The 24,233-nt window shown below is 70.5% G+C and carries 25 protein-coding genes; 13 read left to right on the top strand and 12 right to left on the bottom strand.

What is annotated here, in order from left to right; translation table 11 throughout:
• Positions 1–49 precede the first annotated feature (49 nt).
• The 3 genes from AB0M73_RS26790 to AB0M73_RS26780 all read left to right on the top strand — a co-directional run bounded on the left by AB0M73_RS26790 (position 50) and on the right by AB0M73_RS26780 (position 3,073).
• Positions 50–976: a family 1 glycosylhydrolase gene (locus AB0M73_RS26790; protein ID WP_363895613.1), complete on the top strand. Its 927-nt coding sequence runs from the start codon at positions 50–52 to the stop codon at positions 974–976.
• A gap of 54 nt (positions 977–1,030) precedes the next feature.
• On the top strand, positions 1,031–1,795 hold the full coding sequence (locus tag AB0M73_RS26785) for a MerR family transcriptional regulator (protein ID WP_363895610.1): 765 nt from the start codon (positions 1,031–1,033) through the stop codon (positions 1,793–1,795).
• Positions 1,796–1,867: 72 nt separating this feature from the next.
• The gene (locus tag AB0M73_RS26780) at positions 1,868–3,073 is read left to right on the top strand and encodes a cytochrome P450 (RefSeq protein ID WP_363895607.1); all 1,206 of its coding nucleotides are present in this window, start codon (positions 1,868–1,870) and stop codon (positions 3,071–3,073) included.
• A gap of 85 nt (positions 3,074–3,158) precedes the next feature.
• Here AB0M73_RS26780 and AB0M73_RS26775 read toward each other — a convergent pair whose 3' ends face one another.
• Together AB0M73_RS26775 and AB0M73_RS26770 are read right to left on the bottom strand one after the other, a co-directional pair.
• Positions 3,159–4,187 (bottom strand): LacI family DNA-binding transcriptional regulator, encoded by a 1,029-nt coding sequence (locus AB0M73_RS26775; RefSeq protein WP_363895604.1) that lies wholly within the window; start codon positions 4,185–4,187, stop codon positions 3,159–3,161.
• Between the two features lie 50 nt (positions 4,188–4,237).
• Positions 4,238–5,323, bottom strand: coding sequence for a GNAT family N-acetyltransferase (locus AB0M73_RS26770; RefSeq protein WP_363895601.1), 1,086 nt, complete (start codon positions 5,321–5,323; stop codon positions 4,238–4,240).
• A 63-nt stretch (positions 5,324–5,386) separates the two neighbouring features.
• Here AB0M73_RS26770 and AB0M73_RS26765 point away from each other — a divergent pair, with 63 nt between their 5' ends.
• On the top strand, positions 5,387–5,677 hold the full coding sequence (locus AB0M73_RS26765) for a hypothetical protein (protein WP_363895598.1): 291 nt from the start codon (positions 5,387–5,389) through the stop codon (positions 5,675–5,677).
• 194 nt (positions 5,678–5,871) lie between these two features.
• On the opposite strand, the gene AB0M73_RS26760 is transcribed toward AB0M73_RS26765, so the two are convergent.
• Genes AB0M73_RS26760 through AB0M73_RS26750 form a run of 3 tightly spaced genes read right to left on the bottom strand, consistent with a single transcriptional unit; the run spans position 5,872 to position 8,562 of the window.
• A complete protein-coding gene (locus tag AB0M73_RS26760) occupies positions 5,872–6,915 on the bottom strand; it encodes an ABC transporter substrate-binding protein (protein WP_363895595.1) in 1,044 nt (347 codons plus the stop codon).
• Positions 6,912–7,766: an ABC transporter permease gene (locus tag AB0M73_RS26755; protein WP_363895592.1), complete on the bottom strand. Its 855-nt coding sequence runs from the start codon at positions 7,764–7,766 to the stop codon at positions 6,912–6,914. The genes AB0M73_RS26760 and AB0M73_RS26755 overlap by 4 nt, the downstream gene beginning before the upstream one ends.
• A complete protein-coding gene (locus tag AB0M73_RS26750; RefSeq protein WP_043723255.1) occupies positions 7,756–8,562 on the bottom strand; it encodes an ABC transporter ATP-binding protein in 807 nt (268 codons plus the stop codon). The genes AB0M73_RS26755 and AB0M73_RS26750 overlap by 11 nt, the downstream gene beginning before the upstream one ends.
• A 143-nt stretch (positions 8,563–8,705) precedes the next feature.
• Between AB0M73_RS26750 and AB0M73_RS26745 the strand changes: the two genes are divergently transcribed.
• Positions 8,706–10,283, top strand: a complete 1,578-nt coding sequence (locus AB0M73_RS26745) for a sensor histidine kinase (protein WP_363895588.1) — start codon at positions 8,706–8,708, stop codon at positions 10,281–10,283.
• A 22-nt stretch (positions 10,284–10,305) separates the two neighbouring features.
• Positions 10,306–10,965 carry a response regulator gene (locus AB0M73_RS26740; RefSeq protein ID WP_363895585.1) on the top strand — a complete coding sequence of 220 codons (660 nt, stop codon included), beginning with the start codon at positions 10,306–10,308 and terminating at the stop codon, positions 10,963–10,965.
• A 58-nt stretch (positions 10,966–11,023) separates the two neighbouring features.
• On the opposite strand, the gene AB0M73_RS26735 is transcribed toward AB0M73_RS26740, so the two are convergent.
• Complete coding sequence (locus AB0M73_RS26735; RefSeq protein WP_363895582.1) at positions 11,024–11,491, bottom strand: SMI1/KNR4 family protein; 468 nt, start codon at positions 11,489–11,491, stop codon at positions 11,024–11,026.
• A 33-nt stretch (positions 11,492–11,524) separates the two neighbouring features.
• On the opposite strand from AB0M73_RS26735, the gene AB0M73_RS26730 reads away from it, so the two are divergent.
• Positions 11,525–12,346 carry a serine hydrolase domain-containing protein gene (locus AB0M73_RS26730; protein ID WP_363895579.1) on the top strand — a complete coding sequence of 274 codons (822 nt, stop codon included), beginning with the start codon at positions 11,525–11,527 and terminating at the stop codon, positions 12,344–12,346.
• A 54-nt stretch (positions 12,347–12,400) separates the two neighbouring features.
• Positions 12,401–13,216, top strand: a complete 816-nt coding sequence (locus AB0M73_RS26725; protein ID WP_363895576.1) for a serine protease — start codon at positions 12,401–12,403, stop codon at positions 13,214–13,216.
• On the opposite strand, the gene AB0M73_RS26720 is transcribed toward AB0M73_RS26725, so the two are convergent.
• The 3 genes from AB0M73_RS26720 to AB0M73_RS26710 all read right to left on the bottom strand — a co-directional run bounded on the left by AB0M73_RS26720 (position 13,213) and on the right by AB0M73_RS26710 (position 15,994).
• A complete protein-coding gene (locus AB0M73_RS26720; protein WP_363895573.1) occupies positions 13,213–13,656 on the bottom strand; it encodes an ANTAR domain-containing protein in 444 nt (147 codons plus the stop codon). The genes AB0M73_RS26725 and AB0M73_RS26720 overlap by 4 nt on opposite strands.
• A gap of 191 nt (positions 13,657–13,847) precedes the next feature.
• The gene (locus AB0M73_RS26715) at positions 13,848–15,104 is read right to left on the bottom strand and encodes a nitric oxide synthase oxygenase (protein ID WP_363895570.1); all 1,257 of its coding nucleotides are present in this window, start codon (positions 15,102–15,104) and stop codon (positions 13,848–13,850) included.
• Between the two features lie 308 nt (positions 15,105–15,412).
• Positions 15,413–15,994, bottom strand: coding sequence for a bifunctional DNA primase/polymerase (locus AB0M73_RS26710; protein WP_363895567.1), 582 nt, complete (start codon positions 15,992–15,994; stop codon positions 15,413–15,415).
• Between the two features lie 128 nt (positions 15,995–16,122).
• On the opposite strand from AB0M73_RS26710, the gene AB0M73_RS26705 reads away from it, so the two are divergent.
• The 3 genes from AB0M73_RS26705 to AB0M73_RS26695 all read left to right on the top strand — a co-directional run bounded on the left by AB0M73_RS26705 (position 16,123) and on the right by AB0M73_RS26695 (position 19,691).
• Positions 16,123–17,547 (top strand): PLP-dependent aminotransferase family protein, encoded by a 1,425-nt coding sequence (locus AB0M73_RS26705; RefSeq protein WP_363895564.1) that lies wholly within the window; start codon positions 16,123–16,125, stop codon positions 17,545–17,547.
• Between the two features lie 128 nt (positions 17,548–17,675).
• Entirely contained in the window at positions 17,676–18,380 is a 705-nt protein-coding gene (locus AB0M73_RS26700; RefSeq protein ID WP_363895561.1) for a hypothetical protein, read from the top strand.
• Positions 18,381–18,452: 72 nt separating this feature from the next.
• Positions 18,453–19,691, top strand: coding sequence for a hypothetical protein (locus tag AB0M73_RS26695; RefSeq protein WP_363895558.1), 1,239 nt, complete (start codon positions 18,453–18,455; stop codon positions 19,689–19,691).
• On the opposite strand, the gene AB0M73_RS26690 is transcribed toward AB0M73_RS26695, so the two are convergent.
• A complete protein-coding gene (locus AB0M73_RS26690) occupies positions 19,688–20,302 on the bottom strand; it encodes a TetR/AcrR family transcriptional regulator (RefSeq protein WP_363895555.1) in 615 nt (204 codons plus the stop codon). The two genes, AB0M73_RS26695 and AB0M73_RS26690, sit on opposite strands and share 4 nt — an antisense overlap.
• Before the next feature lie 114 nt (positions 20,303–20,416).
• On the opposite strand from AB0M73_RS26690, the gene AB0M73_RS26685 reads away from it, so the two are divergent.
• The gene (locus tag AB0M73_RS26685; protein WP_363895659.1) at positions 20,417–21,541 is read left to right on the top strand and encodes an acyl-CoA dehydrogenase family protein; all 1,125 of its coding nucleotides are present in this window, start codon (positions 20,417–20,419) and stop codon (positions 21,539–21,541) included.
• A complete protein-coding gene (locus tag AB0M73_RS26680; RefSeq protein WP_363895552.1) occupies positions 21,538–22,653 on the top strand; it encodes a CaiB/BaiF CoA-transferase family protein in 1,116 nt (371 codons plus the stop codon). Before AB0M73_RS26685 ends, AB0M73_RS26680 begins: the two co-directional genes overlap by 4 nt.
• Positions 22,654–22,762: 109 nt before the next feature.
• Here AB0M73_RS26680 and AB0M73_RS26675 read toward each other — a convergent pair whose 3' ends face one another.
• Both AB0M73_RS26675 and AB0M73_RS26670 read right to left on the bottom strand, forming a co-directional pair.
• Positions 22,763–23,665, bottom strand: coding sequence for an LLM class flavin-dependent oxidoreductase (locus AB0M73_RS26675; RefSeq protein WP_043723275.1), 903 nt, complete (start codon positions 23,663–23,665; stop codon positions 22,763–22,765).
• Positions 23,666–23,669: 4 nt separating this feature from the next.
• On the bottom strand, positions 23,670–24,107 hold the full coding sequence (locus AB0M73_RS26670) for a helix-turn-helix domain-containing protein (protein ID WP_363895549.1): 438 nt from the start codon (positions 24,105–24,107) through the stop codon (positions 23,670–23,672).
• Between the last annotated feature and the right edge of the window lie 126 nt (positions 24,108–24,233).

Genomic DNA, 24,233 nt, shown 5'->3' with positions numbered 1-24,233 from the left:
GTCATGGTGAGAGCGCTCTCACCCAGTTGGCTGTCGAGGAGGACGGACGATGGGCAGAAGCCGGACGGTCGCCGCCACCGCCGACGGCTGCTGGGACACCTTCGCCGGCTTCGGCCGGCCGGCCTACCGCTTCCCGGTGGCCTGGGCGGGTGTGCAGCCCGAAGGACGTGGCCCCGCGCCTCGCGCGTGCCTGGCGTACTACGACCGCCTTGTCGACGGCCTGCTCGACAAGGGCGTCACCCCGATCGCCACGCTGTACCAGTGGGACCTGCCGCAGTCGCTGGACGAGGCCGGCGGCTGGACGAACCGTGAGACGGCCCTCCGGTTCGCCGAATACACCACGGCCGTGCACGCAGCGCTGGGCGACCGTGTGCGGCTGTGGACCACTCTCGACGAGCCGTCGCGCGCCGCGTTCCTCGGCCACGCGCACGACGCCGTCGACGCTTTGCGCGCCGCGCACCACCTCCTGCTCGCCCACGGCCTCGCCGTCTCCGTCATCCGCGAGCGCGCCCCCGAGCACGAGGTGTCGATCGTCCTCAACCTCACCACCGTCGTCGTCGATCGCGACGACCGCGTGCACACCGCCGCCTTCCGCCGGGTCGACGGCCTGCGCAACCGCTTCTTCCTGGATCCGCTGTTCGGCCGTGGCTATCCCGTCGACGTCCTCGCCGACACCGCCTGGCTCGGGCCGTGGGACGACGTGGTGCTGCCCGGCGACCTGGACGTCATCGCCGAGCCGGTCGACTGGTACGGCGTCGCCTACTACGGGCCCGCCCGTGTCATCCCCACCGAGGACCCCCTCGCCGTCACCGGCGGCGGCCACCCCGGCCTGCGCGGCGCGCGGCTGCTGGCCCCGCCGTTCGGCGAGCCCCTCGGCGAGGCCTTCGCCGAGCTCATGCTCCGCCTGAGCATCGACTACCCCGAGCTCCCGCTGATGGTCACCGAGAACACCCACCCGGCGGCCGTCGCCGTCTGAACCTCCGGGTGACGGATTGACCTTGACCTAGGGGCAGGGTTCACGATGGAGGGCATGCGGGGGCTGACCATCGGGCAGGCGGCGGCGTTTGCCGGCGTGACGATCAAGACGGTGCGGCACTACCACAAGCACGGGCTGGTCGAGGAGCCGCGACGGGACAGCTCGGGCTACCGGCGCTACGGCTCGGAGGAGCTGCTGCGGCTGGTGCAGGTGCGGACGCTGGCGGCGGCCGGAGTGGCGCTGGCGGAGATCGGGGCGCTGCTGGCGGCGGACCCGGACCGCTTCGCCGAGGCGCTGGTCGACGTGGAGAAGCAGCTCACCGTGCGGATCGACGACCTGATCGAACGCCGGGACACGCTGCGCAAGCTGACCGGCGGCGATCGGCTGCTGCTGCCGGAACGGGCGTGCGAGCTGCTGGACACGGCGGCGAGCCTGGGCTTCACGGCTGAGGAGGTCGACACGGCCCGCGAGGCCTTGCTGCTGGTCCGGGCCCTGGTCCCGGAGAGCTTCGACGACTACATCGCCCAGGTCGAACGCGGCTTGGAGAACCCGCAGTACCTCCGGCTGACCCAGCTCAGCATGCGCACCGGCGACTGGGACCCCGATGACCCCCGGCTTGAGGCGCTCGCCGACGAGCTGGTCGAGCTGCTCAAGACGGATCCGACCCTGCTGCCCAGCCTGCCCGGGCTCCAGGACCGGCCCGACGGCGCCGCCCGGCACCGCGTGCTCACCAGCCACCGCAAGGCAGAGCGGCCGGCCTGGACCCGGCTGACCGAGCTGATCGAACGCAAGATGCGGGCCGCCGGCCTCGACATCTGAGCAACCCCAGGGACACCAGTGGTTCCCGGGCTGGACGCTGCCCGAAAAACCCCACCACGTAAGGAAAATGCGATGAGCCAGACGATTCCGCAGGGCCTGCCGACCGCGCGTGACGCCGGCCCCTTCGACCCGCCGAGCGAGATCACCCGCCTGCGTGAGACCCGGCCCGTGAGCCCGATGGCCTTTCCCGACGGGCACCAGGGCTGGCTCGTCACGGGCTACGAGGAGGTCCGACAACTCATGGCGGACACCAGGTTCAGCTCCCGCGGCGACATCGACGTGCTGCACGAGCCGTACGAGAACTCGGGCATGCCGATGCCCACCGAGCCCTCGCCGACGCCGCCGGGCCTGTTCATCGCGATGGACCCGCCGGACCACACCCGCCTGCGGCGCAAGCTGATCGGCGCCTTCACCGTGAAGCGGATGAAGATGCTGGAGGAGCGCATCGCCGAGATCGTGCAGCGGCAGCTGGACGAGATGGCCCGCCTGACACCGCCGGTCGACCTGGTCAAGGAGTTCGCGCTGCCGGTGCCGTCACTGGTGATCTGCGAGCTGCTGGGCGTGCCCTACGCCGACCGGGAGACCTTCCAGGGCAGCTCGGCCCAGTTCCTGGTCCGGGACCAGACGCTGGAGGAGAAGATGGCGGCCTACGGCGCGATGACCGGCTACCTGGCCCAGCTGGTCGTCGGCAAGCGGGCCGAGCCCGGCGAGGACATCCTGTCCGACCTGGCCCGCGACGAGGACCTGTCCATCGAGGAACTGGTCGGCATCGGCTTCCTGCTGCTGCTCGCCGGCCACGAGACCACCGCGAACATGTTGGCACTGGGCACTTTCGCGCTCCTGGAGCACCCCGACCAGCTGGCGGCGTTGCGTGCGGACCCGGAGCTGATGCCCGACGCGGTGGAGGAACTCCTGCGCTACCTGTCCGTCGGCGACATCTTCTACCGCTACGCCAGCGAGGACCTGGAACTCGGCGGCGAGACCATCCCGCAGGGCTCGACCGTCGTCGTCTCGCTGCTGGCCGCCAACCGCGACCCCCGGCGCTTCGACAACCCCGACGCCCTCGACCTCCGCCGCCAGGGCCGCGGCCACCTGCCCTTCGGCCACGGCATTCACCAGTGCCTCGGCCAGCAGCTGGCCCGCATCGAGATGCGCGCAGGCTTCAAGGGCCTGCTGCAACGCTTCCCGGGCCTCAAGCTGGCCGTCCCGGCCGACGAGGTGAAGCTGCGGACCAACATGCAGATCTACGGTGTGCACGGCCTGCCGGTCGGCTGGTAGCCCTCCACTGTGGAGGTTCCCGCGCCGGCCGGCCAGCGCATTTCCGTGCTCGTCGAGAGGATGGTCGACCACTGCTGAGGCGTGGTCAGGCGGAGTTGCGGTGCACCAGCTCCACGGGCAGGAGCTGGTGCCGCTGCCGGGGTTCCTCGCCGCGGATGAGGGAGAACAGCCGGTCCACCATGGCCTGCACCTGACGGCCGATGTCCTGGCGCACGGAGGTCAGCGGCGGCTCGGTGTGCGGGGCGACGGACTCGTCGTCGTCGAAACCGACCACGGCGACGTCCTGTGGAACGCGCTTTCCCGCCGCACGCAGGGCGGCCATGGCGCCGGCGGCCATGAGGTCGTTGGCCGCGAACACGCCGTCGAGATCGGGCACCCGCCCCAGCAGGGCGGTCATGGCCCGCTCGCCGCCCTCACGGCTGAAGGAACCGCCCTCGGTGATCTCGGCCAGCCGGCGGTCGTCGGCCCCGGTGGCGGCGCGGAAGCCGGCCAGGCGGTCGGTGGCGGCGAGCTCGTCGTTGGGGCCGGTGATGCTGACGACCTGCCGGCAGCCCCGCTCGCCGAGATACCGGGTGGCCATCGCGGCGCCGTTCTCGTTGTCGTTGTCCACGGTGTGCAGGCCGCGCAGGGAGCCCCAAGGCCGGCCGCCGAACACCACGGGCAGCGCCAGCTTGCGGACCAGGATCGGCAGCGGGTCGTCCTGGTGTGGGGTGAACAGCAGCGCGCCGTCCACGTGCCCGCCGGCCAGGAAGCGCTGGGCCCGCAGCTGGTCCTCGGGCGTGTGCACGAGCACCAGCACCATCTGCGAGTCGCGGGCCCCCAGCGCCACCGCCGAGTACTTGACCAGCCCGGCGAAGTGGGGGTCGTTGAAGATCTTGGGCTGGGGCTCGGAGATCAGCACGGCCACCGCCCCGGTGCGCCGCGTGACGAGCGTGCGGGCCGCTTGGTTGGGCTGGTAGCCCAGCTCCAGCACGGCCGAGTTGACCGACTCCAGCGCGGCCGGGCTCACCTTGGGCGAGCCGTTGAGCACCCGGGACGCGGTCGCCCTGGACACACCGGCCCTGGCCGCCACGTCCTCGAGAGTGGGACGGGCGTTCGGACGCTGCACGACCACGTCTGCTCCTCACGGGCCGCCACGACAGGCGGCGGCTTTCGTCAAGAAGCTTAACGCCGCCGGTGCTCCGTGGAAGCGCTCACACGCCGAACTGAACCGGTTTTGCTGACCGGCATCGCGACTCTGAGCACACCGTCCTCCACAGACTGTCGCACGTCCAGACCGGCCCGCGCGGCCGTTCGGGGCAGCGCGGCCTCCGTCGGCAGGCACCAGCTGACGAGCTCCTCGTAACCCTCGCCTCGCGCCATGAAAGCCAGCTGCGACAGCAGTGCGGCGCCCACTCCCCGCCGCTGCCAGCCGTCCTCGACGAGCAGCGACACCTCGGCCCGCCGTGGATCGGCCGTCCCGATCAGCTGCCCGACGGCGACGACGTCCGAGCCGGCCATCGCCAGCAGGGTGGCGCCTCGCGGCGGGCTGAGCAGTCGGTGCAGCCAGCGCCTAGGCACGGTCCTCATGCCGGCGTGGTAGTGGGCGAACAGCGTCCGCATCGAGCACCGCCGGTGCAGGGCAGCGAGGTCGTCGGCATCCGACGGCCGCCCCATCCGCAGCACGAGGCCGGCGCCGTCGGACGTGACGACGGCCCGTGGTTCGGCGACAAATCGCCCGGCCGCCTCGAGCGTCTCCAGCAACGAGAAGGCCCGCGCCAACTCGGTGTCGGTGAAAGCTGCCCACGCTCGGCGCACGAGCAGGGCTCCGCCACCCGGAAGGGCGACCACGAACTGGTGATCGTCGATCGCGGACACACCCCAGCCGGTCATTTCCGGGCCGGGCGTCACCGGTTGGACGGAATCCGCGCCCAGTAGCGAACGGAGCGACGCCGCCAACTCCATCGGCTCGGCCAGCACCCGGCCGACCGCGCGCAGGGTGGCGGCCCGCTCATCGACCAGGTCGTGCACGGACGCGGCGGTGATGGACACCTGTCGGCCGCCCTCGGCCCGCAGCAGGTCGAGGAGATCGGCCGGGCGCAACGCGTCCGGCGCGGTGACGACCAGCTCGTCGACCACGCCGCCGGGCACGGGCAGCACGGTCAGCGCCAGCACGTTGCAGTCCTGCGCGGCCAGCCGGACCGTCAGCCGGGCCAGCACACCCGGGCTGTCGGTCAGCCGCACCCGCAGCCGCCATGTCGAAGTGGCCATGTCGAAGTGGCCATGCGACCCAGCCTGCCCGCCGGCTGTTTCCGATCGGTTTCCGGCGCGTGAGTGCGAGATCAGCACCAGAGCCAGTGGCATTCCGTGGTGGTCGGGATGGGCAGCCCCGGCGCGGTGGTGGTCGTGGGCGGCGGCTGGGTCGTCCTGGTCGTGGGCGGCGGGCCGGTGTGGGTGGTGGTCTTCGGATGCGACTCGGTCTCGCCGGCCGACGTCGTCGTGGTGGACGACGCGGTCGTCGACGCCGTCACCGTGACGACCAGGGTGGACACTTTCGTGCTCACCGTGGCCGGCACGGACGACACCGTCGACGGCGGCGTCGCCGCGTTCGCGTCCAGCTCGTGAAGGTAGGCGCCGAGTAACACACCGACGATGGCCGAGGCGCCGACCGCGCAGGCCGATGAAGCCACCAACGCGCGTACCACCGATCCTCCTTGCACCCCAGGATTGAGCCGACAGTGCGCCGAGCGGAGTTACCGCTTGGTACGTCACGACTCTCCATAAGCTAGTCGGCCGGTCAAGTCCTGGGCTGAAGGGGCTCAGGCCGAAGCCTGGTCCACGAATTCGGTGGTGTAGGTCTCAGTGAGACGGACGCTGTCCTTCTTGCCCTTGACGTTCGGGGAGAACTGGCTGAGCACGGTGAGCACGTTCTCCGCCCCGGCCGAGGGCATCTTGCCATCGCTGTTGAACATGGACTTGGTGTCGCCGACCGCCTTCTCGTACAGGGCCTTGTCGCTGCCCGCGTAGTCGGCCGGCATCTTGGCGGCGATCTCGGCCCCGGAGTGCGAGGAGATGAACTTCAGGGTCTTGACCAGGGCGTTGGCCAGCTTCTGCACCACCGGCTTGTGCGCCTTGACGTAGTCGCAGCTCATGTACAGCGAGCTGGCCGGATACAGCCCGCCCAGCGCCGCCTTGGCGCCCGCCTCGGTGCGCATGTCCAGCAGCACCTTGCCCTTGCCGGTGGACACCAGCTGGGCCACCGTGGGGTCGGTTGTCATGCCGGCGTCAATTTGGCCGTTTTCCAGCGAGGCGACAAAAGTGCTGCCGGCCCCGGCCTTCACCTCCGTGTAGTCGGTGCCGGCCTTGAGTCCGTGCTGCTGGCCCAGGTACTGGGTGAGGAAGTCGGTGGACGAGCCCAGGTCGGTCACGCCCAGCTTGCGCCCCTTGAAGTCGGCCGCCGACCTGATCTCCCCGGCCTTGGTCGGCGAGACCATCTCCACCTCGCCCGGGATGTTGGCCAGCTGCACCACGCTCTCCAGGCACTTGCCCTTGGTCTGCAGGTCGATCGTGTGGTCGTAGAAGCCGACCACCGCCTGCACGTCGCCGGAGATCAGCGAGTTCTCCGCGTTCACGCCGGCCTGCTGGGTGGCCAGGTCGACGGTGATGCCCTGCTCCTTGAAGTAGCCGAGCTGGTCGGCCAGTTTGGCCGGCAGGTAGATGACCTTGTCGATGCCGCCGACCATGATCCGGACGTGGTCCGTGCCGCCGGCCGTGGCCGAATCCGTGCGGGAGTCGCGGCAGGCGGCCAGGCCGAGCACGGTCGCCGCGGCCAGCACCAGCGTGACAGGGGTACGCAGGTTCATATCTGGGCTCCTTGCTCGTGGGCCGCGGTCGGCCGCCACTTCAGCAGCCGCTTCTCGAGTGCGGTGAGGATCGCCTCGGCCAGCAGGGCCAGCACGGTGATGACGATCATGCCGGCGTAGATGCCGGGGGTGTCGAAGTTGCCCTGGGAGCGGGAGATCAGCAGGCCGAGGCCGGTCTCGGCGCCGACGACCTCGCCGACGACGGCGCCGATCAGCGCGAAGCCGAAGGCGGAGTGCAGGGAGGCCAGGATCCAGGAGGTGGCGCTGGGCAGCACGATGGTCATGAGCACCTGGAACCGGCTGGCGCCCAGCACCCGGGCGTTGTTGATGAGGTTGCGGTCCACCTCGCGGGCGCCTTGGAAGGCGTTGAAGAACACGGCGAAGAACACCAGGATGAATGCCGTCGCGATCTTGGACTGCATGCCGAGGCCGAACCAGATCACGAACAGCGCGGCCAGCACGATGCGGGGCACGGCGTTGAGGGCCTTGATGAACGGCGCGCAGATGTCCGACAGCAGCGGGCTGCGGCCCAGCAGCACACCGAGCACGATGCCGGCCAGCGCGCCGATCAGGAAGCCGATCACGGCCTCCTCCATGGTGGCGGCGATGTTCGTCCAGATCGAGCCTTGGCTGGTGCCGACGGTGAACCAGTCGACCAGCTTGGCCCACACCTCGCTGGGCTTGGAGTAGAAGAACGGGTCGATCCAGTAGGTGGCGGCCAGCTCCCAGCTGCCCAGCCACACCGCGACGAGCACCACCCGGATCGACCACACCTTGAGCCGCCGGTTGCGGGCCGCCCGGGCCGCGCCGGTCAGCTCCCGTGCCGGGATCGCCTCCGTCTCAGCTGGCAACGACACTGCGCTCACGGGCCTTGTCCACCTCTTCCCGCAACGATTCCCAGATCTCCCGGTACACGGACTGGAACTCCGGCGTCATCCGGATCTCCTCCACCAGCCGCGGCCGCGGCAGGTGCACGTCGAACGTGGACTTCACGGTGGCCGGGCTGGCCGTCATGACGATCACCTTGTCCGCCAACGCGATCGCCTCGTCCAGGTCGTGCGTGACGAAGACGACGGCGGCGTTGGTGCCCGACCACAGGCGGAGCAGCTCGTCCTGCATGAGGGCCCGGGTCTGCACGTCCAGTGCGCTGAACGGCTCGTCCATGAGCAGGATCGACGGCTCGTTGACCAGGGTCGCGGCCAGCGCAACGCGCTTGCGCATGCCGCCGGACAGCTGGTGCGGGTAGTAGCCGGCGAACTTGGCCAGCCCGACCTTCTCCACCCAGACCCGGGCCTTCTCCCGGGCCTTGGCCTTGGACGCGCCGCGGTAGCGCGGGCCGGCGGCCACGTTGTCCAGCACCGAGCGCCACGGCTGCACGGCGTCGTTCTGGAACATGTAGCCGATGCCCTCGGGAATGCCCAGCACCGGCTCGCCGCGCACGAGGGCGATGCCGCTGGACGGCGGTTCGAGCCCGGAGACCAGCGACAGGGTCGTGGACTTGCCGCAGCCGGTGGGACCGACCACCGCCACGAACTCGCCGGGCTGCACGGACAGGGTCAGTTCTCGGACGGCGGTGTGCACGCCGCCGGTCGCGCCGCGGAAGCGTTTGGTCGCCGCCCGCAGCTCGATGACGGGTCCGGTCGTCATTGGCCAGCTCCTTATGTCTGCTGGCGCAGGACCGTAGGTGGCCGCGGCCACCGTGCGAAGCCTTGTCGCGCTTGTCCGCCCATCGCGCGTTAACCGTGTTTCGCACGTTCTGCTCACGGGGGTTCGCGGCGTAGGGTCCGGCCATGGCGCCGCCCCGGATGCGGTTCGCCCGGCAGGTGCTGCTGCTTCAGATCGGCGTGGTCGTGCTGGTCGTCGGAGTGGGATTCGCCCTGGTCGGGTGGCTGCTGTACAACAACCTGACCAAACAGTACGAGGCACGCGCGCTGGCCGTGGCCCAGTCGGTCGCGGCCAACCCGGACATCGGCGACGCCGTCGCCGCGGCCGACTCCAGCGGCCTGGTGGAGATCCGCGCCGAGGCGGTGCGCATCCGCACCGGGGCGCTGTTCGTGGTGGTCACCGACCGTAAGGGGATCCGTTACGCGCACCCCAACCCGGACGAGGTGGGCGAGCCGGTCAGCACCGACTTCGCCGAGGTCGTGGCCGGCGCCGAGCAGGCCAACATGGACACCGGCACGCTCGGCTACTCGGCCCGGGGCAAGGTGCCGCTGCGCGACCACACCGGGGCCATCGTCGGCGAGGTCAGCGTGGGCTTCGACGCCAGCACCATCTGGGACTCCCTGCTGAAGGCGCTCGGATTGTGCTTGTTTGGGCTCGCCGGCGCCCTGGCCGTGGGCGTGGCGGGGTCGGCGCTGTTGAACCGCCTGCTGAAGCGGCGAACCTTGGGCCTGGAGCCGTCCGAGTTGTCGGAGTTGGTGCAGCAGCGGGAGGCCGTGTTGCACGGGATCGGCGAAGGCGTGTTGGCGGTGGATCCGGCCGGCCGCGTGTCCGTCTGCAACGACGAGGCGGCCCGGCTTCTCGGCAGTGCACCGTCTCCGGGCACGCCGGTGTCCACTTTGGAGCTGCCGGCCCGCATCGTCGAGGCGGTCTCGGACGGCACTCCGGTGGACAATCTCATTGCCGTGGCCGGGGATCGGGTGTTGGTGGCGACGTCACGCCCGGTGCGGCGGGACGACATCAACCTGGGCACGGTGTTGACGCTGCGGGACCGGACCGATCTGGAGACCCTGACCCGGGAACTGGATTCCGTGCACCGGCTGACCGATGCGTTGCGGGCGCAGCAACACGAGTTCGCCAACCGGCTGCACACCCTGTCCGGGCTGCTCCAGACCGGTCACCACAACGAGGCCGTCGACTACCTCCAGGCGTTGTCGACCACGCCGGTGATCCCGCTGGGTCCCGCGGCGGTGCCGGATCCCTATCTTCAGGCCTTCGTGTCGGCGAAAAGCGTTGCGGCGGCCGAGAAGGGTGTGACCTTGGAGGTCGGCGAGGCCAGCTGGGTGCCGACGAAGGTGATCGCCCCGGTCGAGGTCACGACCGTGCTGGGCAACCTCGTCGACAACGCCGTCGAGGCCGCCCGTCTGGGCGCCCGCCGCCCGGCGCGGGTGGAACTGGACCTTGTCGCCGACGGCTCGACCCTGCACGTGTCGGTGGTCGACAGTGGCGACGGCGTGCCGGAACGGCTGCGGGACACGGTGTTCCTCGAAGGCGTGTCCACTAAGGACACCCCAGGTCACGGCCTCGGGCTGGCGCTGACCCGGCAGGCGGCGCGGGCACTGGGCGGCGACGTGCGGCTGGCCGATCCCGGCGGCCCCGACCATGGCGCGGTGTTCGCCGCCAACTTGCCGGAGGTGCTGGCGTGAACGGTGTTGTGGAGGTGTCCGGGTGATCCGCGTTCTGGTCGTGGAGGACGATTTCCGCGTCGCCCAGGTGCATTCGGCGTTCACCGACCGGGTGCCCGGTTTTGTGGTGGTCGGCTCCGCCCGCACCGCCGCCGAGGCGAAGGCCATGATCGCCGAGCTGGAGCCGGATCTCGTGCTGCTGGACACCTATCTGCCCGACCGGTCGGGGCTGGAGCTGCTGGCCGAGATCTCCGTCGACACGATCATGCTCACGGCCGCCTCCGACGCCGCCGCGGTGCGGGCCGCGATCACCGCCGGGGCCTTGAACTACCTGGTCAAGCCCTTCACCGCCGAGCAGTTGGGGGAGCGGCTGCTGGCCTACGCCCGCTTCCACAACCAGCTGTCGCCGGCCGGCCGGGCCCTGACCCAGGAGGAGATCGACCGCGCGATCAGGACCCTGCACGACGGCGACCACCCGCACGCCCCCAAAGGCCAGTCACCGGTGACCGCCAAGCTCGTGTCGGATGCGTTGCGGGCCGCCGACGGGCCGTGTTCCGCGGCCGAGATCGCCACCACGCTGGGCATCGCCCGCGCGACCGCCCAGCGTTACCTGGCGGCACTGGCCCAGGAGGGCACCGCCACGATGAGCCTGCGCTACGGCCTCACCGGACGCCCCGAGCACCAATACGGGTGGAAGGGCTAGGGATGCTGCCGTCCGCAGCCACGACAGGCGCGGCCGCGGTTGGTGACTGACCACGCCATCAGCGCTCGCCCTCCCACAGTTCCACGGCCATGGCGGCGAAGTTCTCGTGCGGGCTGGGGTCCTCGCCGTCGCCCGGCCACCATTCATACGCGGTCCACTCGCCGTCCCCAGGATGCAGGAACAGATAGTGCCCGGCGCCGCCGTCGTCGAGGGAGATGAGCAGGCACTGCGCCAGGACCGCCGCGTGGTCGGCGAAGAAGTCCATGTCCGGCGTGGACCAGGCGGCCAGCAGCTCGGGCTCGGTCTCCCGCAGCCAGCCGATCTCCTTGGCCGGCAGCAGGTCGACGGCGAAGACGTCCGCGCTCAAGCCGTTGCTGGCCAACAGGAAGTTCCGGTAGGCGGGCGGCAACCGCGCGCCGAGCCGCTCCTCGGCGGCGAGCACGTCCTCCTCGGCGGCCGGCGGGTGTCCGGCGCCGCCCAGGAATTCCGACCACTCGGCGGTGGTCGACGGGTGAGCGAGGTCCATGGCCGGCCACCCTAGTCAACTACGCTGGCCGCCATGAATTCGCTGTCGATGATCGACACCTGGTCGGCCGAGCACGCGGCGGTCGCCGTGGTCGACGCCGACGGCACGGTCCTTGGCTCCTACGGCCCGCTCGACCACGTCTTCCCGCTGGCCTCGGTGACCAAGCCGCTGGTGGCCTACGCGGCGCTGATCGCCGTCGAGGAGGGGGCCGTCGAGCTCGACCAGGCGGCCGGCCCCGAGGGCGCGACGATCCGGCACCTGCTGGCCCACACCTCGGGCCTGGCCTTCGACGACCACCGGACCGTCGCCGCCCCGGGCACCCGCCGGGTCTACTCCAGCGCCGGCTTCGAGGTGCTGGCCGCCGCCATCCAGGACGCCGCCGGCATCGCGTTCCCGCAGTACCTGGCCGAAGCGGTCTTCGAGCCGCTGAAGATGGGCACTGCCAGGCTGGTCGGCCCGGCCGGCTCGGGTGCGGAGGCCAGCTGCGCCGACCTGATCCACTTCGCCACGGAGCTGCAAGCGCCGACGCTCGTCGCGGCCGAGACGCTGGCCGAGGCGACCAGCGTCGTCTTCCCCGGCCTCGACGGCGTGCTGCCCGGCTTCGGCAACCAGCGGCCCAACGACTGGGGGCTCGGCTTCGAGATCCGCTCGGCCAAGTGCCCGCACTGGACCGGCGACCACAACTCGCCCCGCACCTACGGCCACTTCGGCGCGGCCGGCACGTTCCTCTGGGTCGACCCGGAGGCGCGGCTGGCGGCGGTAGCGCTCACCGACCGGCCCTTCGACCAGTGGGCCACCGAGGTCTGGCCGCCGTTCAACGACGCGATCCTGGCGGAAACCTCCGATCGACGGTAGCGAGCCATGCTCAGCACACGCTGAAGTGGAGTTCCCTGCGAGAGAGGAACTTCCATGCTCAAGTACCTCGCCGCCGTCGCGCTCCTGGCGGCCGCGCTGGCCCCGACCGCGCAGGCCGCGCCTGTTGCCGCGGCCGTCGACTTCACCGGCACGGTGAAGCTCAGCAACTGCTCCGGCTCGGTGGTGAAGCCGCCGTCGGCCGGCGTCAACGACAAGGCGCTGGTGCTGTCCAACGGTCACTGCTACGAGGGCGGCTTCCTCGACCCGGGCGAGGTGCTGGTCAACCGGGCCTCCTCGCGGACGTTCAGCCTGCTCTCGGCCAACGGCCAGAGCACGGTGGCGACCCTGCGGGCCAGCAAGCTGGCCTACGCCACCATGACCGACACCGACGTCACGATCTACCAGCTCACCAGCACGTACGCCCAGATCCAGTCCCAGTACGGGATCAAGCCGCTCACCCTGTCGGCCGCGCACCCCGCCGCCGGCGCGTCGATCCGGGTCGTCTCCGGCTACTGGAAGAAGATCTACTCCTGCCGGGTCGACGGCTTCGTCACCCAGCTGCACGAGGACAACTGGGTGTGGAAGGACTCCGTGCGCTACAGCACACCCGGCTGCGAGGTCATCGGCGGCACATCGGGCTCGCCCGTGGTCGACGCCTCCACCGGCGCGGTCGTGGCCGTGAACAACACGATCAACGAGAGCGGCGAGCGCTGCACCCTGGACAACCCGTGCGAGGTTGACGCCGCCGGCAACGTCACCGTGCACAAGGGTGTCGGCTACGCCGAGGAGACGTACCTGATCAACACCTGCGTCGACACCGGCAACACCATCAACCTCAACAAGGCCGGCTGCGCCCTGCCCAAGCCCTAGTCGTGTTCGGCGGCCAGCAGGCGCTCGCACAACAGCCTGCTGGCCGTCACCACGTCGTCCCGTCGCCGCTCCCACTCGGGCGTGCCCTCGGCCGCCAGCAGCGCCTTGTGCGCGTCCACCAGCGAGCCCGTCGCGTCCACCAGCTCCGGACCCTGCCCGGCGCCGACGAGGGTGGCGGCGCGGCGGGGGCCCAGCTCCGTGGCCAGGTCCACCACCTGCCGGGCCAGCGTGTGCAACTTGACGTTGTACTGCTGGGAAAGCTCGACCAGCAGCTGGAAACCCTGCTGCGGCGCCTGCTCCCCGACGGCCGCGAGCAGCCCGGTCGCCTGCGCGATCACGGTCCTGGTGCGCAGCGCGCGCCGCAGGCCGTCGATCTCGCTCTCCAGCTCGGCGACCCGCGCGCGCAGCCGATCCGAATCCGATGGCGGTGCGACGGTCACGCCCGCCCCACTGTCGATCTCGCCATGTCTGGGTCCCGCACCTCTCGCCGTCGTCAGCACAGCGCGAGGACAGGAAACGGCCGCCAGCGAGCGCAAGCCCGGGCGCGGTTCCGCGCCTCGCGTGGAGCTTGCGGCTGGTTTCTCAACCGCGATGACGATCACGGTAGTGACATCGACGGCCCGAACACAACTCAGGGCACGGGGACGGGGGTGCGGCGGGTGAACCAGCTCAGCCGCCGGATCCGCGGCAGCTTCGGCGGCACGGCGGCCACCGGCTCCGGGAACGCCCGCGGCGCGGCGGTCGTGCCGCGCAGCCGCGCGTCCTCGTCGAGCACGTACTCGGGGCGCAGCTGCTCGGTGTCGTAGTAGCGGTGGAACACCGGCGTCAGCGCGCCCGACATCGGCGGCACGATCCAGCTCCAGTCGGCCGGGCACTTGCGGCCGGCGTCCTCCTCCTTGCTCAGGTGGGTCAGGAAGCGCGCGGACTCGGTGTGGTGGTCGGTGATCGTCACCTCGGCCCGGGTGAACGAGTGCAGCACCGCCCGGTTCAGCTCCACCAGCGCCCGGTCCCGCCACAGCGTCTGGTCGTTGGAGGTGTCCAGGCCGAGCCGCTCGGCCACCTCCCCGATCAGGTCGTACCGGTCGTGGTCGGCCAGGTTGCGGGCCCCGATCTCGGTGCCCATGTACCAGCCGTTGAACGGCGCGGCCGGGTACGAGACGCCGCCGATGGCCAGGCGCATGTTGCTGATCGCCGGCACCGAGTGCCAGCGCAGCCCCAGCCCGGCGAACCAGTTGTGCTCGGGGTGGCTGAGCTCCACCTCGTGCACGGCGGCCCGTGGCAGCTCGTGCAGCGTGATGCCGTCCTCGGGCGTCTCCACCACCAGCGGCAGCACGTCGAAGCGGGTGCGCTGGGCCGGCTGCTGCCAGCCGAGCCGGGTCACCTCCTCGGTGAACTCCAGGTACCGCGGGTCGCCGATCACCGCGCCGGTCTCGGCGTCCCAGTAGCCGGCGTACCGGATGAGCTGCTCGTTCCAGATCCGCGGGGCCGGCTGCGTCGGCGTGTCCGGCGCGAAGACCGTGACGGTCGGCCGGATCCGGCCGCCGTTGGTGGCCGAGCGCAGGTGCTCCGCGCACTGCGCCGCCACCGTCGCCGCGTCCCGGACCTTGCGCATGTCCCGGACCCGCAGGCTCTGCCAGTACAGCCGCCCGATGCAGCGCGCGTTGTTGCGCCACGCCACCCGGGCGCCGAACGCCAGCTCGCCCTCGGTGTGCCGGTACGTGCCGGTCTCGTCGATCTCGGCCAGCACCTGCTGCAGCCGTGGCGCGACGGGACCGGTCTTGGGGTGCTCGCCGTGGAACAGCCGGAGGAACTCCTCGGCCTCGGCCCTGATGTCACCCGGTTCGGAGGCGTGTCCGTCGGCGACCGGGCATCCAGTGGGGGCGGTCATGGCGAGTGAACCTACGGCCCGGTCACGGTCGCGAAGCACCGCCAGAACGGTTACCGATTCGATGCCGGAACATCATTCGATCGGGGGTTCAGTAACACCGCGTACAGCCTCTCGGTCCCTCCCCCGGGCAACTAAATTCCCCCATCGTGCAATTGACAAAACCCCCCGGTCACGGCCGGTGCACCTGCTTGGCTACGTGAGTGGCTCCCTTTCGATTAACGAGCACCTGAGCCACTCAGGTACGGCCCTCGTGTCACATGAGTGGCTCAGGTGCCGCCCAAACGAAAATGAGCCACTCACGTGCGGGGTCAGTTGAGGGCGTCCAAGGCGGCGGCGAGGTCGGCGTGGGACAGGATGGCCCACTCGGACTGCTCGGGCGGGAGCGACCAGTGCATGGGGCCGCGTCTGGTCGGGGTCGGCGGGGCGGGGACCCAGGCGCCCTCGCCGCGGATGCGGGCGTTCAACGCGCCGAGTCGATTGTCGGGCTGTAGTCCGGGGGCCACCCAGAACAGGCGCACGCCGCGTTCCCGCCACACCGCGATCGGGGTGGGTGTGCGGTGCTCGACGAGTGCGTCCTGCACGCGAACCGCGGCCGGCTCGGGAATCTCCACGACATCGAAGATCACGCCGGTCGGCAGCGCGACGGCGAACGAGAAAAGCCGGTACCAGCTGGCCACGACGTCGGCATCGGTGCTGGCGCGCCCCTGCCACAGGCGCCACACGGGATGCGGACCGTCCTGCACGCAGTCCGCCTGCACGCAGGCGTACCGTGTGCCGTCGAAGAAAGCGGCCGGCACAACCGGCCATCCGTGCGCCGCGTAGCACAGCGCGGCCTGCCTGAGAGTCCGCTGCTGCCCGGGATCGGCCGGACGCAGCCGGGACCCGCTCACGACCCGGTCTCGGCGGGACCGGTGCACTCCATGATCATCTCCTGGGGCTGGGCGATACCGTCATGGTCAAGACTCGCCTGATTCCGGCCGCCTGGGTGAGTCCAATTCGGTGAAAGTGGACGACGTTCGTGGACAACCCCAGAATCGACGAGGCCGCGCTGGCCCGGCTGTTGGACGGCTGGTGCACCGACGCGCGCGAGTCGCTGCACCGGCAGCTCGCCGCCGCGCTGACCGCGTTGATCTCCTCCGGCGAACTGCCGCCGGGCATCCTGCTGCCGTCCGAACGGGCACTGGCAAGCACACTCGCGGTCAGCCGCGGGACATTGGTCACCGCGTACACAACGCTGCGTTCCCTCGGTTTACTGGATTCGCGGCAGGGCAGTGGAACCCGCGTGCGCGGCGTGTCCCAGCCGCGCCTGCCCGGCTCGGCCACCCGGCTCAATCCGTTGAGCGGCACCGCCGACCGCTCCGTCGCGGACCTGTCGAGCGCGGCGCTGCCCGGGCAGGACTGGGTGGCCGAGGTGGTGGGCTCGGTCAGCCCGGACGATCTGCGCCGCTGGGTTCGTGGCCACGGCTACCATCCCGCCGGCCTGCCGGCGCTGCGCGCGGCGATTGCCCGGCACTGCACCGAGGACGGCCTGGTCTCCGCGCCGGACCAGGTGCTCGTGACGAGCGGTTCGCAGCAGGCGCTGCAACTGATCGCCACCGCGATGCTTGCGCCCGGCGACGAGGTGCTGGTGGAGGATCCGACCAACTGGGGCGCGCTGGACGCGTTCCGGGACCGGGGCGCGCGCCTGCGCACCATCCCGTTGCGCGACGACGGTGTGGATGCCGACGTTCTGGTCCGGCTGCTGCGCAGTCGCCGGCCGAGGCTGCTGTACCTGGCGCCGACCGTGCACAATCCGGTCGGGGTGAACCTGCGTCCCGCGCTGGCCAAGGTGATCGCCGGCGCGGTGGCCGAGACCGGCACCGCGCTGATCGAGGATCTGTCCTCTGTGGACACGCTGTTCACCGGCCCGCCGCCGCCGTCGATGGCCACGCTGGCCCCGGACGCCGCCGTGCTGTCCATCGGCTCGCTGTCCAAGCTGTTCTGGGGCGGCCTCAGGGTCGGCTGGATACGGTCCACTGTGGACTTCGTCAAGCAGCTGGTGACCTACCGCTCCTCGGCCGACATGGGAAGCTCGGTGCCCAGCCAGCTGGCGGCGTTGCGGCTGCTGGAGTACGTGCCCCGCGCGCGGCGGACCCGGGCCAGCCAGCTGCGCGCCGGCTACGAGTGGACCGCGGATCTGCTGTCCACTCATCTGCCCGATTGGGAATGGGTGGAGCCGGACGGCGGCGCGTCGCTGTGGGTGCGGCTGCCCGAGGGCAATGCCCTCGCCGTGGCCGAGGCTGCCCGCCGCGGTGGTGTGCTCATCACGCCGGGGTCGGTGTTCTCCGCGACGGACGGCCAGCTCGACCGGGTGCGGGTGTCCTTCGCCGCCGGCCCGGACACTGTGCTGGAGGGTGTGCAGCGGCTGGCCGGCGTGTGGCGGACCCGGCGCCGCCTGCGCTGACGGTCAGCGAATTCCCTTGCCGTTCAAGGAAATCCCGGAAATTGTTGAGCGCGGATTCGGGCAACGATCGGCCCGTGCCGGCGTCATAGTGGTGTCCGCGACACACCGGGAATTCAGGGGAGTCCGTCATGTCCAAGCGTGCCCTTGCGGCCCTGCCCGTGGCCGGCCTCGGCCTGCTCGCCCTGGTGGCGTGCTCACCGTCGACGCCGGTCTCGGCGCCCAGCACGACTGTGCTGATCACCACCGCCTCCCGGGCCACGACCACCAGCCCGCCGGCACTGACCACGACGAGTTCCAAGGCCGCCGCCACGCCCGTGACGGACAACGGCTGCAAGGTGAACCCGGCGACCGAGCCGATGCCCACCGCGCCGGACTTCGAGCAGGTGTCGATCCCCGACCAGATGCAGGTGACCCTGAGCGGCGTGCCTTCGGGCACGGTCAAGGTCACCGGAGCCCCGGTCGAGGTGGCCATGACCGTGTGCAACAACTCGCCGGTCAACTATCCGAGCATCGGCTTCGTGCTCGCGCTGGAGCACTGCAGCTGCGCCCCGGGCCCGCAGGGCATGGCCAAGGGCACCGTGCAACGGTTCGACGCGGCCAGCGGCAGCTGGGTCACCCTGCCCCACCCGGCGATCGGTGGCGGCATGGACTATCTCGGCGGCTACTCCGCCCAGCAGCCGCTGCCCAAGGGCAAGTCGGCGACCGTGCGCTATCGGTTCAGCTACGACCCGAGCATGACCGCCGGCAAGGGCGGCCTGGAGGCGGACGTCGTGGTGCCGGAAGGCAATCACCTGGCCGGCGGAACCCGATTGTCCTTCGCCGTCACCCACTGACGGACCTGTGCCTTGCGGCGCACCGTGGATGCCGACCTGCCCTGCTGAGTACCGCTCGCTATGTTGGCCGGTATGAACCTTCTCCGCGCGGTGGTGGCCGCCGTTGTCGCGCTCGCCGTGCTGCCGGGCACGGCCGGGGCATCGTCGCCCGGCCGGACGCCCGTGGTGCTGTTTCCGGCGTTCCACCTCACCAAACTCCAGGTGACGGTGCACAACCAGCGCACCGACCCGAAGTGCCCGCGGTCGGGCGACTTCCAGGACTGGTTCCGCAACGACCAGCCGAGCGCGTTCGGCCAGGTGTGCCAGGACGAGCTGGAAACCCTGCGGTACGACACAAATCCCGCCAAACCGATGCCGCTGCGGTTCTCCGAGCAGCCCGGCGTCACCGTCGAGGTCATCGACTACGGCCGCACCGACAGCGCCCCGTTCTACGAGCCGCTGTACAAGAAGCTGGAGTCGGTCGGCTACCTCCGGGACAAGGACATCCGGGTGGCCGGCTACGACGCCCGGCTCACGCCCGACCAGGGCGGCTTCTTCGCCCGGGCCAAGCGGCTGGTCGAGCAGACCTACCACGAGAACGGCAACCGGCCGGTGCAGCTGGTCGGGCACTCCAACGGGCCGATCTACATCCAGTACCTGCTCACCCACACCAGCCAGGCCTGGCGGGACACCTACATCCACGGTTTCACCCCGCTGGCCGGCAACTTCCCCGGCCAGGGGCTGCTCTACTCCGTGCTGTTCACCGGACTGAACGTGACGGACTTCGGCTATCCCAAGACGGTCGAGAACGCCGCGAGCAGCGCTCGGATGTATCTCACCGCACCGTCGACGTACCTGAGCGCGTCGGATCCGAAGATCTTCGGCGACCGGGAAACCGTCATCAAGGACAATTCCACCGGTCGTCGCTACACGCCACGGGACTGGCCCCGGCTGCTGTCCGACGCCGGCCTGTCCGTCGAGGCGCAGATCGCCGAGCACTACATCGGATCCGTCCCGTTCAGCACGCCCCGGTATTTCCCGAATGTGGACGTGACCGCGGAAAAGGGCTCCGGCCTGCCGACCATTGTCGGCGCCACGCTGCCCGACCTGAAGGTGGGGCAGCTGATCGACCCGGGCCAGTTCATCCTGGCCGGCGGCGACAGCAATCAGGAGGACATCACCAACAACGCCAACCGGGTGTGGTCGGCGATGAAGTGCCACAGCTACGTGCTCAACGACAATCCGGGCGTCGACCACTTCTCATTGCCGAGCACCGCGGCCGTGCTCGACCGGTTGATCGACACGCTGAAGGCCCCGCGGCGCTACTGCTAGGCGCCGTAGGTGTTCACCGCGATCGTCTTCCATTCCTGGAGCAGTTGATCGCGGCGGACCGGATCGCCGCCGAGCATGGCGTCCAGGGCCAGGCCCCGGATCAGGTTCACGGTCAGCCACAGCGGCATGTCCTTCTGCGGCTGTTCGGGCTGGTCCGGGGCCACCTGGTCGCCCAGCATCTCGCGGAAGAGCTCCGATGTCCTGCGGGCCAGACCCTTGTCGATCGGGTGCATGGCGGCCCGCAGCTCGGGGTCCGTGCGGGCGGCCACCCACAGCTCCATCACGGCCGTGGACAGCGAGCCCGAGTAGCCCTGCCAGAGCATGTCGATGCCCATGGCCACCCGGTCCGGGCCGGGCAGGGCCGACGGCGGGTGCTCGCTCATGCTGGCCAGCAGCTTGGTCACCAGGTGCTCGATGGCGTTGGCCATCAGCTCGGCCTTGGTGGCGAAGTGGTGCTGCTGCGCCCCCCGCGACACGCCGGCCCGGCGGCAGATCTCGTTGGTGGAGGTCCGGGCGTAGCCGAGCTCGACCAGGCAGTCGACGGTGGCGTCCAGCAGTAGCTCACGGGTGCGCTCGGTGCGCTCCTGCTGAGTCAGTCTCGGCCTGGTCACAGGCCCGATGCTAGCGAGGTCTTCACAAACAATCCAGGCTGCCGGTAAGTTTACCGGCAGACCTGATTGTTTCTTCGGGGAGGTCGGCCCGTGGCCAAGCACCGCTCGTCCTGGATGACCGAGGACCTGGACCAGCTGCGCCGGCTGGCCAGGGACGTGTTCGCCAAGGAGCTGACCCCGCACCAGGAGCGCTTCGCCGCGCAGCACGCCGTCGACCGGGACCTGTGGCGGCGGCTGGGCGAGCTGGGGCTGATGTGCATCAGCATTCCCGAGGAGTACGGCGGCGGGGGCGGCACCTTCGCGCACGAGGCCGTGCTGCTGGAGGAGCAGGCCCGCGCGCTGGACAGCTCGTGGGGCAACAGCGTGCACAGCGGCATCGTGGCCCACTACGTGCTGAACTACGGCTCCGAGGAGCAGAAACACCGCTGGCTGCCCCGGCTGGCCAGCGGCGACCTGGTCGGGGCCGTGGCCATGAGCGAGCCCGGCGCCGGCTCCGACCTCCAGGCCGTGCGGACCCGGGCCGTGCGCCAGGGCGACGAGTACGTGATCAACGGGGCCAAGACCTTCATCACCAACGGCTCCCAGGCCGACCTGATCATCGTCGTCGCCAAGACCGACGCCGACCAGGGCGCCCACGGCATCTCCCTCGTCGTCGTCGAGACGGCCGAGGTCGAGGGCTTCCGCCGCGGACGCGTGCTGGACAAGCTGGGGCTGGAGGGGCAGGACACCTCCGAGCTCTTCTTCGACGACGTCCGGGTGCCGGCCGGGAACCTGCTGGGGGAGCGGGAGGGGCAGGGCTTCGTCCAGCTCATGCAGCAGCTCCCCCAGGAACGCCTGCTCATCGCCGTCGCCGCGGTCGCCGGCATGGAGGTGGCGCTGGACCTGACCCTGGACTACGTCAAGCAGCGCCAGGCCTTCGGCCGTGAGCTGATCAAGTTCCAGAACACCAAGTTCGAGCTGGCCGAGTGCGCCACCGAGGTCGCGGTGGCCCGGGCCTTCATCGACCAGTGCGTGGAGCAGCACCTCGTCGGCGCCCTGGACGTGCCGACCGCCGCCATGGCCAAGATGTGGGGCAGCGAGCGGCTGTGCCGCGTCGCCGACCGGTGCCTGCAGCTGTTCGGCGGCTACGGCTACATGAAGGAGTACCCCATCGCCCGCATCTGGGCCGACGCCCGCGTGCAGAAGATCTACGGCGGCACCAACGAGATCATGAAGGAAATCATCGGGCGGTCCCTGTGACCGGGCCTCTCGCCGGCCTCCGGGTCATCGAACTCGCCGGGCTGGCGCCGGGTCCGTTCGGCTGCATGGTGTTGGCCGACATGGGCGCCGAGGTCATCCGCATCGACCGCCCCGGCGCGCCGCCGGCCATGCCCCACGACCCCCTGACCCGGGGCCGTCGCTCCGTCTCACTCGACCTCAAGAAGCCCGCGGCGGTCGAGGCGCTGCTCCGCCTGGTCGAGCGCAGCGACGTCCTGGTGGAGGGATTTCGGCCCGGCGTAACGGAAAGACTCGGCATCGGGCCCAGTGACTGCCAGGCCCGCAACCCCCGTTTGATCTACGCGCGGATGACCGGATGGGGCCAGTCCGGGCCGCTGGCCGACGCCGCCGGGCACGACATCGACTACATCGCCATCGCCGGCGCGCTGGAACCCGTCGGGCAGAACGGGGGTCGGCCCGTTCCGCCGTCGAACCTCATCGGCGACTTCGCCGGCGGCGGGCTGCTCATGGCCACGGGAATCCTTGCCGCACTGTACGAACGCGAGCGCTCCGGCCTCGGTCAGGTGATCGACGCCGCCATGGTCGACGGCGCCGCGCTCGTGGCGACCTTCCTCTACGGTCTCAAGGGCAATGGCGCTCTTTCCCAGCCACGCGGCCACAATCTCCTCGACGGCGGCGCGCCCTACTACGACACCTACGTCACCGCCGACGACAAGTTCGTGGCGATCGGCGCCCTGGAGGAGAAGTTCTACGCCGAACTGGTGACCCTGCTCGAACTCGATCCCGCTGAGTTGCCGTCCAACCGCCACGATCCCGCGAACTGGCCCGAGCTCCGCTCACAGATCGCCGCCGCCGTGCGTCGTCGCACCCGTGACGAATGGGCCGCGCTGTCCGTCGGCAGCGACGCCTGCCTGGCCCCGATCCTGGCCCCCGACGAGGCTCCGCAGCACCCGCACAACAAGGCACGGGAGAACTTCGTCGAGCTGGACGGCATCGTGCAGCCCGCCCCGGCCCCCCGCTTCGACCGCACCCCCTCGGGAACCCCCGGCCCGCCGGCGTTCTCCGGCGAGCACACGGCGGAAGTGTTGGCGGAGCTCGGTTTCTCCGAGGAGGCTATCAGCGCACTCCGCTGACCCCCGCCTGTTTTGCCACATGCGCTTCCCATTTGCGTTCTAGTGCCACATAGGAAGCGCATGTGGCAAAAAGCGGGGGGCCCGGTGGCTGGGCTCGGTTACGCTCTGCTCAGGTGAGCTGGGGGAGGACGTCCTTGACGAGGCGCTCCATCTGCTCGTGCTCGTCGAACAGCGGGTTGAGCAGGATCATCTCGGCGCCGGCGTCCTTGACCTCCTGGAGGCCACGGGCCACGTCGTCGGGGGTGCCGTAGACGGCGACCGAGGTCAGGTCGCCGAGGGGGAAGCCGGCGTAGAGGGCGCCGAGGGCCTCGCCGACACGGGTGCGGGCCCGCTCGGCGTCGTCGTCGACGGCCAGGTACACGCGCTTGGCGATCATGAAGTCGGGGCGGTCGAACTCCTCCATGGCGGCCCGGGCGACGGGCACCAACGAGGTGAACGCGGCGGTGGTGGAGGATCCTGCGCCGATGAAGCCGTTGCCGAGCTTGACGGCGCGGCGGACGGCGTTGGGGTGGTTGGCCCCGAACCACACCGGCGGGTGCGGGCGCTGCACCGGCTTGGGCTCCATGGGCGCGTCCTTGAGCTGCCAGAACCGGCCGTCGAAGGTGACCGAGGGCTCGGTCCAGAGCCGCTTCATCAGGTCGAGGCCCTCGGTGAAGCGGGTGACCAGGTGCTCGGGGCTGGAGTCGAACGCGGCGAACGGCCGGAACTTGCCGCCGGTGCCGACGCCGACGTCGATGCGGCCACCGCTGAGCTGGTCCAGCGAGGTGATGCTCTTGGCCAGGTGCACGGGGTTGCGCAGCGGCGTGACGAACACGGCGCAGCCCAGCCGGATGCGTTCGGTGCACGCGGCGGCGTAGGCCAGCAGTTCCAGCGGGCTGATCACGGGTTTGCTGCCGATGATCTGCTCCTGCGTCCACGCCCCGTCGAAGCCGAGCTCCTCGGCCCGCGCCAGGAACCGGCGCACCTCGCGGGGGTCGACGGCGAACTGCGGGATGGCGACGGAGAAGCGCATTGCCCTACCTCTCGACTGGCTGTCCGCCGAGCCGCACCGCCCGGCTTTCCCCCAGTTCTACCGGCTGGCGGCAGTGGTCGCACACGACTTGGGCGTGCAGGACCTCGCCGCAGCTGTGTTCCCAGACGGTGGGCGGCGGCCCCGGGTTGATGTGCCGGTCGCCCCACTCCATCAACGTCAGCAGCACCGTGTGCAGGCTCTTCGCCGCCTCCGTCGGGTGGTACTCGTAGCGCGGCGGGTGCTGCTCGTACTGCCGCCGCTCCAGCAGGCCCGCGTCCACCAGCTTGCGCAGCCGCGTGGCCAGGATGTCCCGGCTCGCCCCGGTCTGCTGCACGATCTGGTCGAACCGCCGGCAGCCCAGCAGCACCTCCCGCAGCGCCAGCAGCGTCCACCGTTCGCCGATCACCTCCAGTGCGTCGGCGATCGAACACGTTCTGGCCATGCCCCACCCTACCCGGTGAGTCCAGTTTTCCAACCCGGTGCATGCAGGGAAGGACGCCTTACCCGCGTTCAACGAGGGTAAGGCGTCCTTCCCTGCGTCAGGCCGTGCCTGAAGGTCCCCTGGTTC

Origin of the sequence: Kutzneria sp. NPDC051319 (genome assembly GCF_040682195.1) — a bacterium.
Lineage (GTDB): Bacteria > Actinomycetota > Actinomycetes > Mycobacteriales > Pseudonocardiaceae > Kutzneria.
The sequence above is the reverse complement of the archived record's forward strand: the minus strand, read 5'-3'. Positions and strand labels throughout refer to the sequence as shown.

Bases quoted from the DNA above. Each gene is read 5' to 3' on its own strand.
- AB0M73_RS26670 (WP_363895549.1), bottom strand. From the start codon at position 24,107: ATGGCCAGAACGTGTTCGATCGCCGACGCACTGGAGGTGATCGGCGAA.
- AB0M73_RS26735 (WP_363895582.1), bottom strand. From the start codon at position 11,491: ATGGACCTCGCTCACCCGTCGACCACCGCCGAGTGGTCGGAATTCCTG.
- AB0M73_RS26770 (WP_363895601.1), bottom strand. From the start codon at position 5,323: ATGGCCACTTCGACATGGCGGCTGCGGGTGCGGCTGACCGACAGCCCG.
- AB0M73_RS26790 (WP_363895613.1), top strand. From the start codon at position 50: ATGGGCAGAAGCCGGACGGTCGCCGCCACCGCCGACGGCTGCTGGGAC.
- AB0M73_RS26745 (WP_363895588.1), top strand. From the start codon at position 8,706: ATGGCGCCGCCCCGGATGCGGTTCGCCCGGCAGGTGCTGCTGCTTCAG.
- AB0M73_RS26730 (WP_363895579.1), top strand. From the start codon at position 11,525: ATGAATTCGCTGTCGATGATCGACACCTGGTCGGCCGAGCACGCGGCG.
- AB0M73_RS26715 (WP_363895570.1), bottom strand. From the start codon at position 15,104: ATGACCGCCCCCACTGGATGCCCGGTCGCCGACGGACACGCCTCCGAA.
- AB0M73_RS26675 (WP_043723275.1), bottom strand. From the start codon at position 23,665: ATGCGCTTCTCCGTCGCCATCCCGCAGTTCGCCGTCGACCCCCGCGAG.
- AB0M73_RS26695 (WP_363895558.1), top strand. From the start codon at position 18,453: ATGAACCTTCTCCGCGCGGTGGTGGCCGCCGTTGTCGCGCTCGCCGTG.
- AB0M73_RS26760 (WP_363895595.1), bottom strand. From the start codon at position 6,915: ATGAACCTGCGTACCCCTGTCACGCTGGTGCTGGCCGCGGCGACCGTG.
- AB0M73_RS26700 (WP_363895561.1), top strand. From the start codon at position 17,676: ATGTCCAAGCGTGCCCTTGCGGCCCTGCCCGTGGCCGGCCTCGGCCTG.
- AB0M73_RS26750 (WP_043723255.1), bottom strand. From the start codon at position 8,562: ATGACGACCGGACCCGTCATCGAGCTGCGGGCGGCGACCAAACGCTTC.
- AB0M73_RS26725 (WP_363895576.1), top strand. From the start codon at position 12,401: ATGCTCAAGTACCTCGCCGCCGTCGCGCTCCTGGCGGCCGCGCTGGCC.
- AB0M73_RS26785 (WP_363895610.1), top strand. From the start codon at position 1,031: ATGCGGGGGCTGACCATCGGGCAGGCGGCGGCGTTTGCCGGCGTGACG.
- AB0M73_RS26780 (WP_363895607.1), top strand. From the start codon at position 1,868: ATGAGCCAGACGATTCCGCAGGGCCTGCCGACCGCGCGTGACGCCGGC.
- AB0M73_RS26685 (WP_363895659.1), top strand. From the start codon at position 20,417: ATGACCGAGGACCTGGACCAGCTGCGCCGGCTGGCCAGGGACGTGTTC.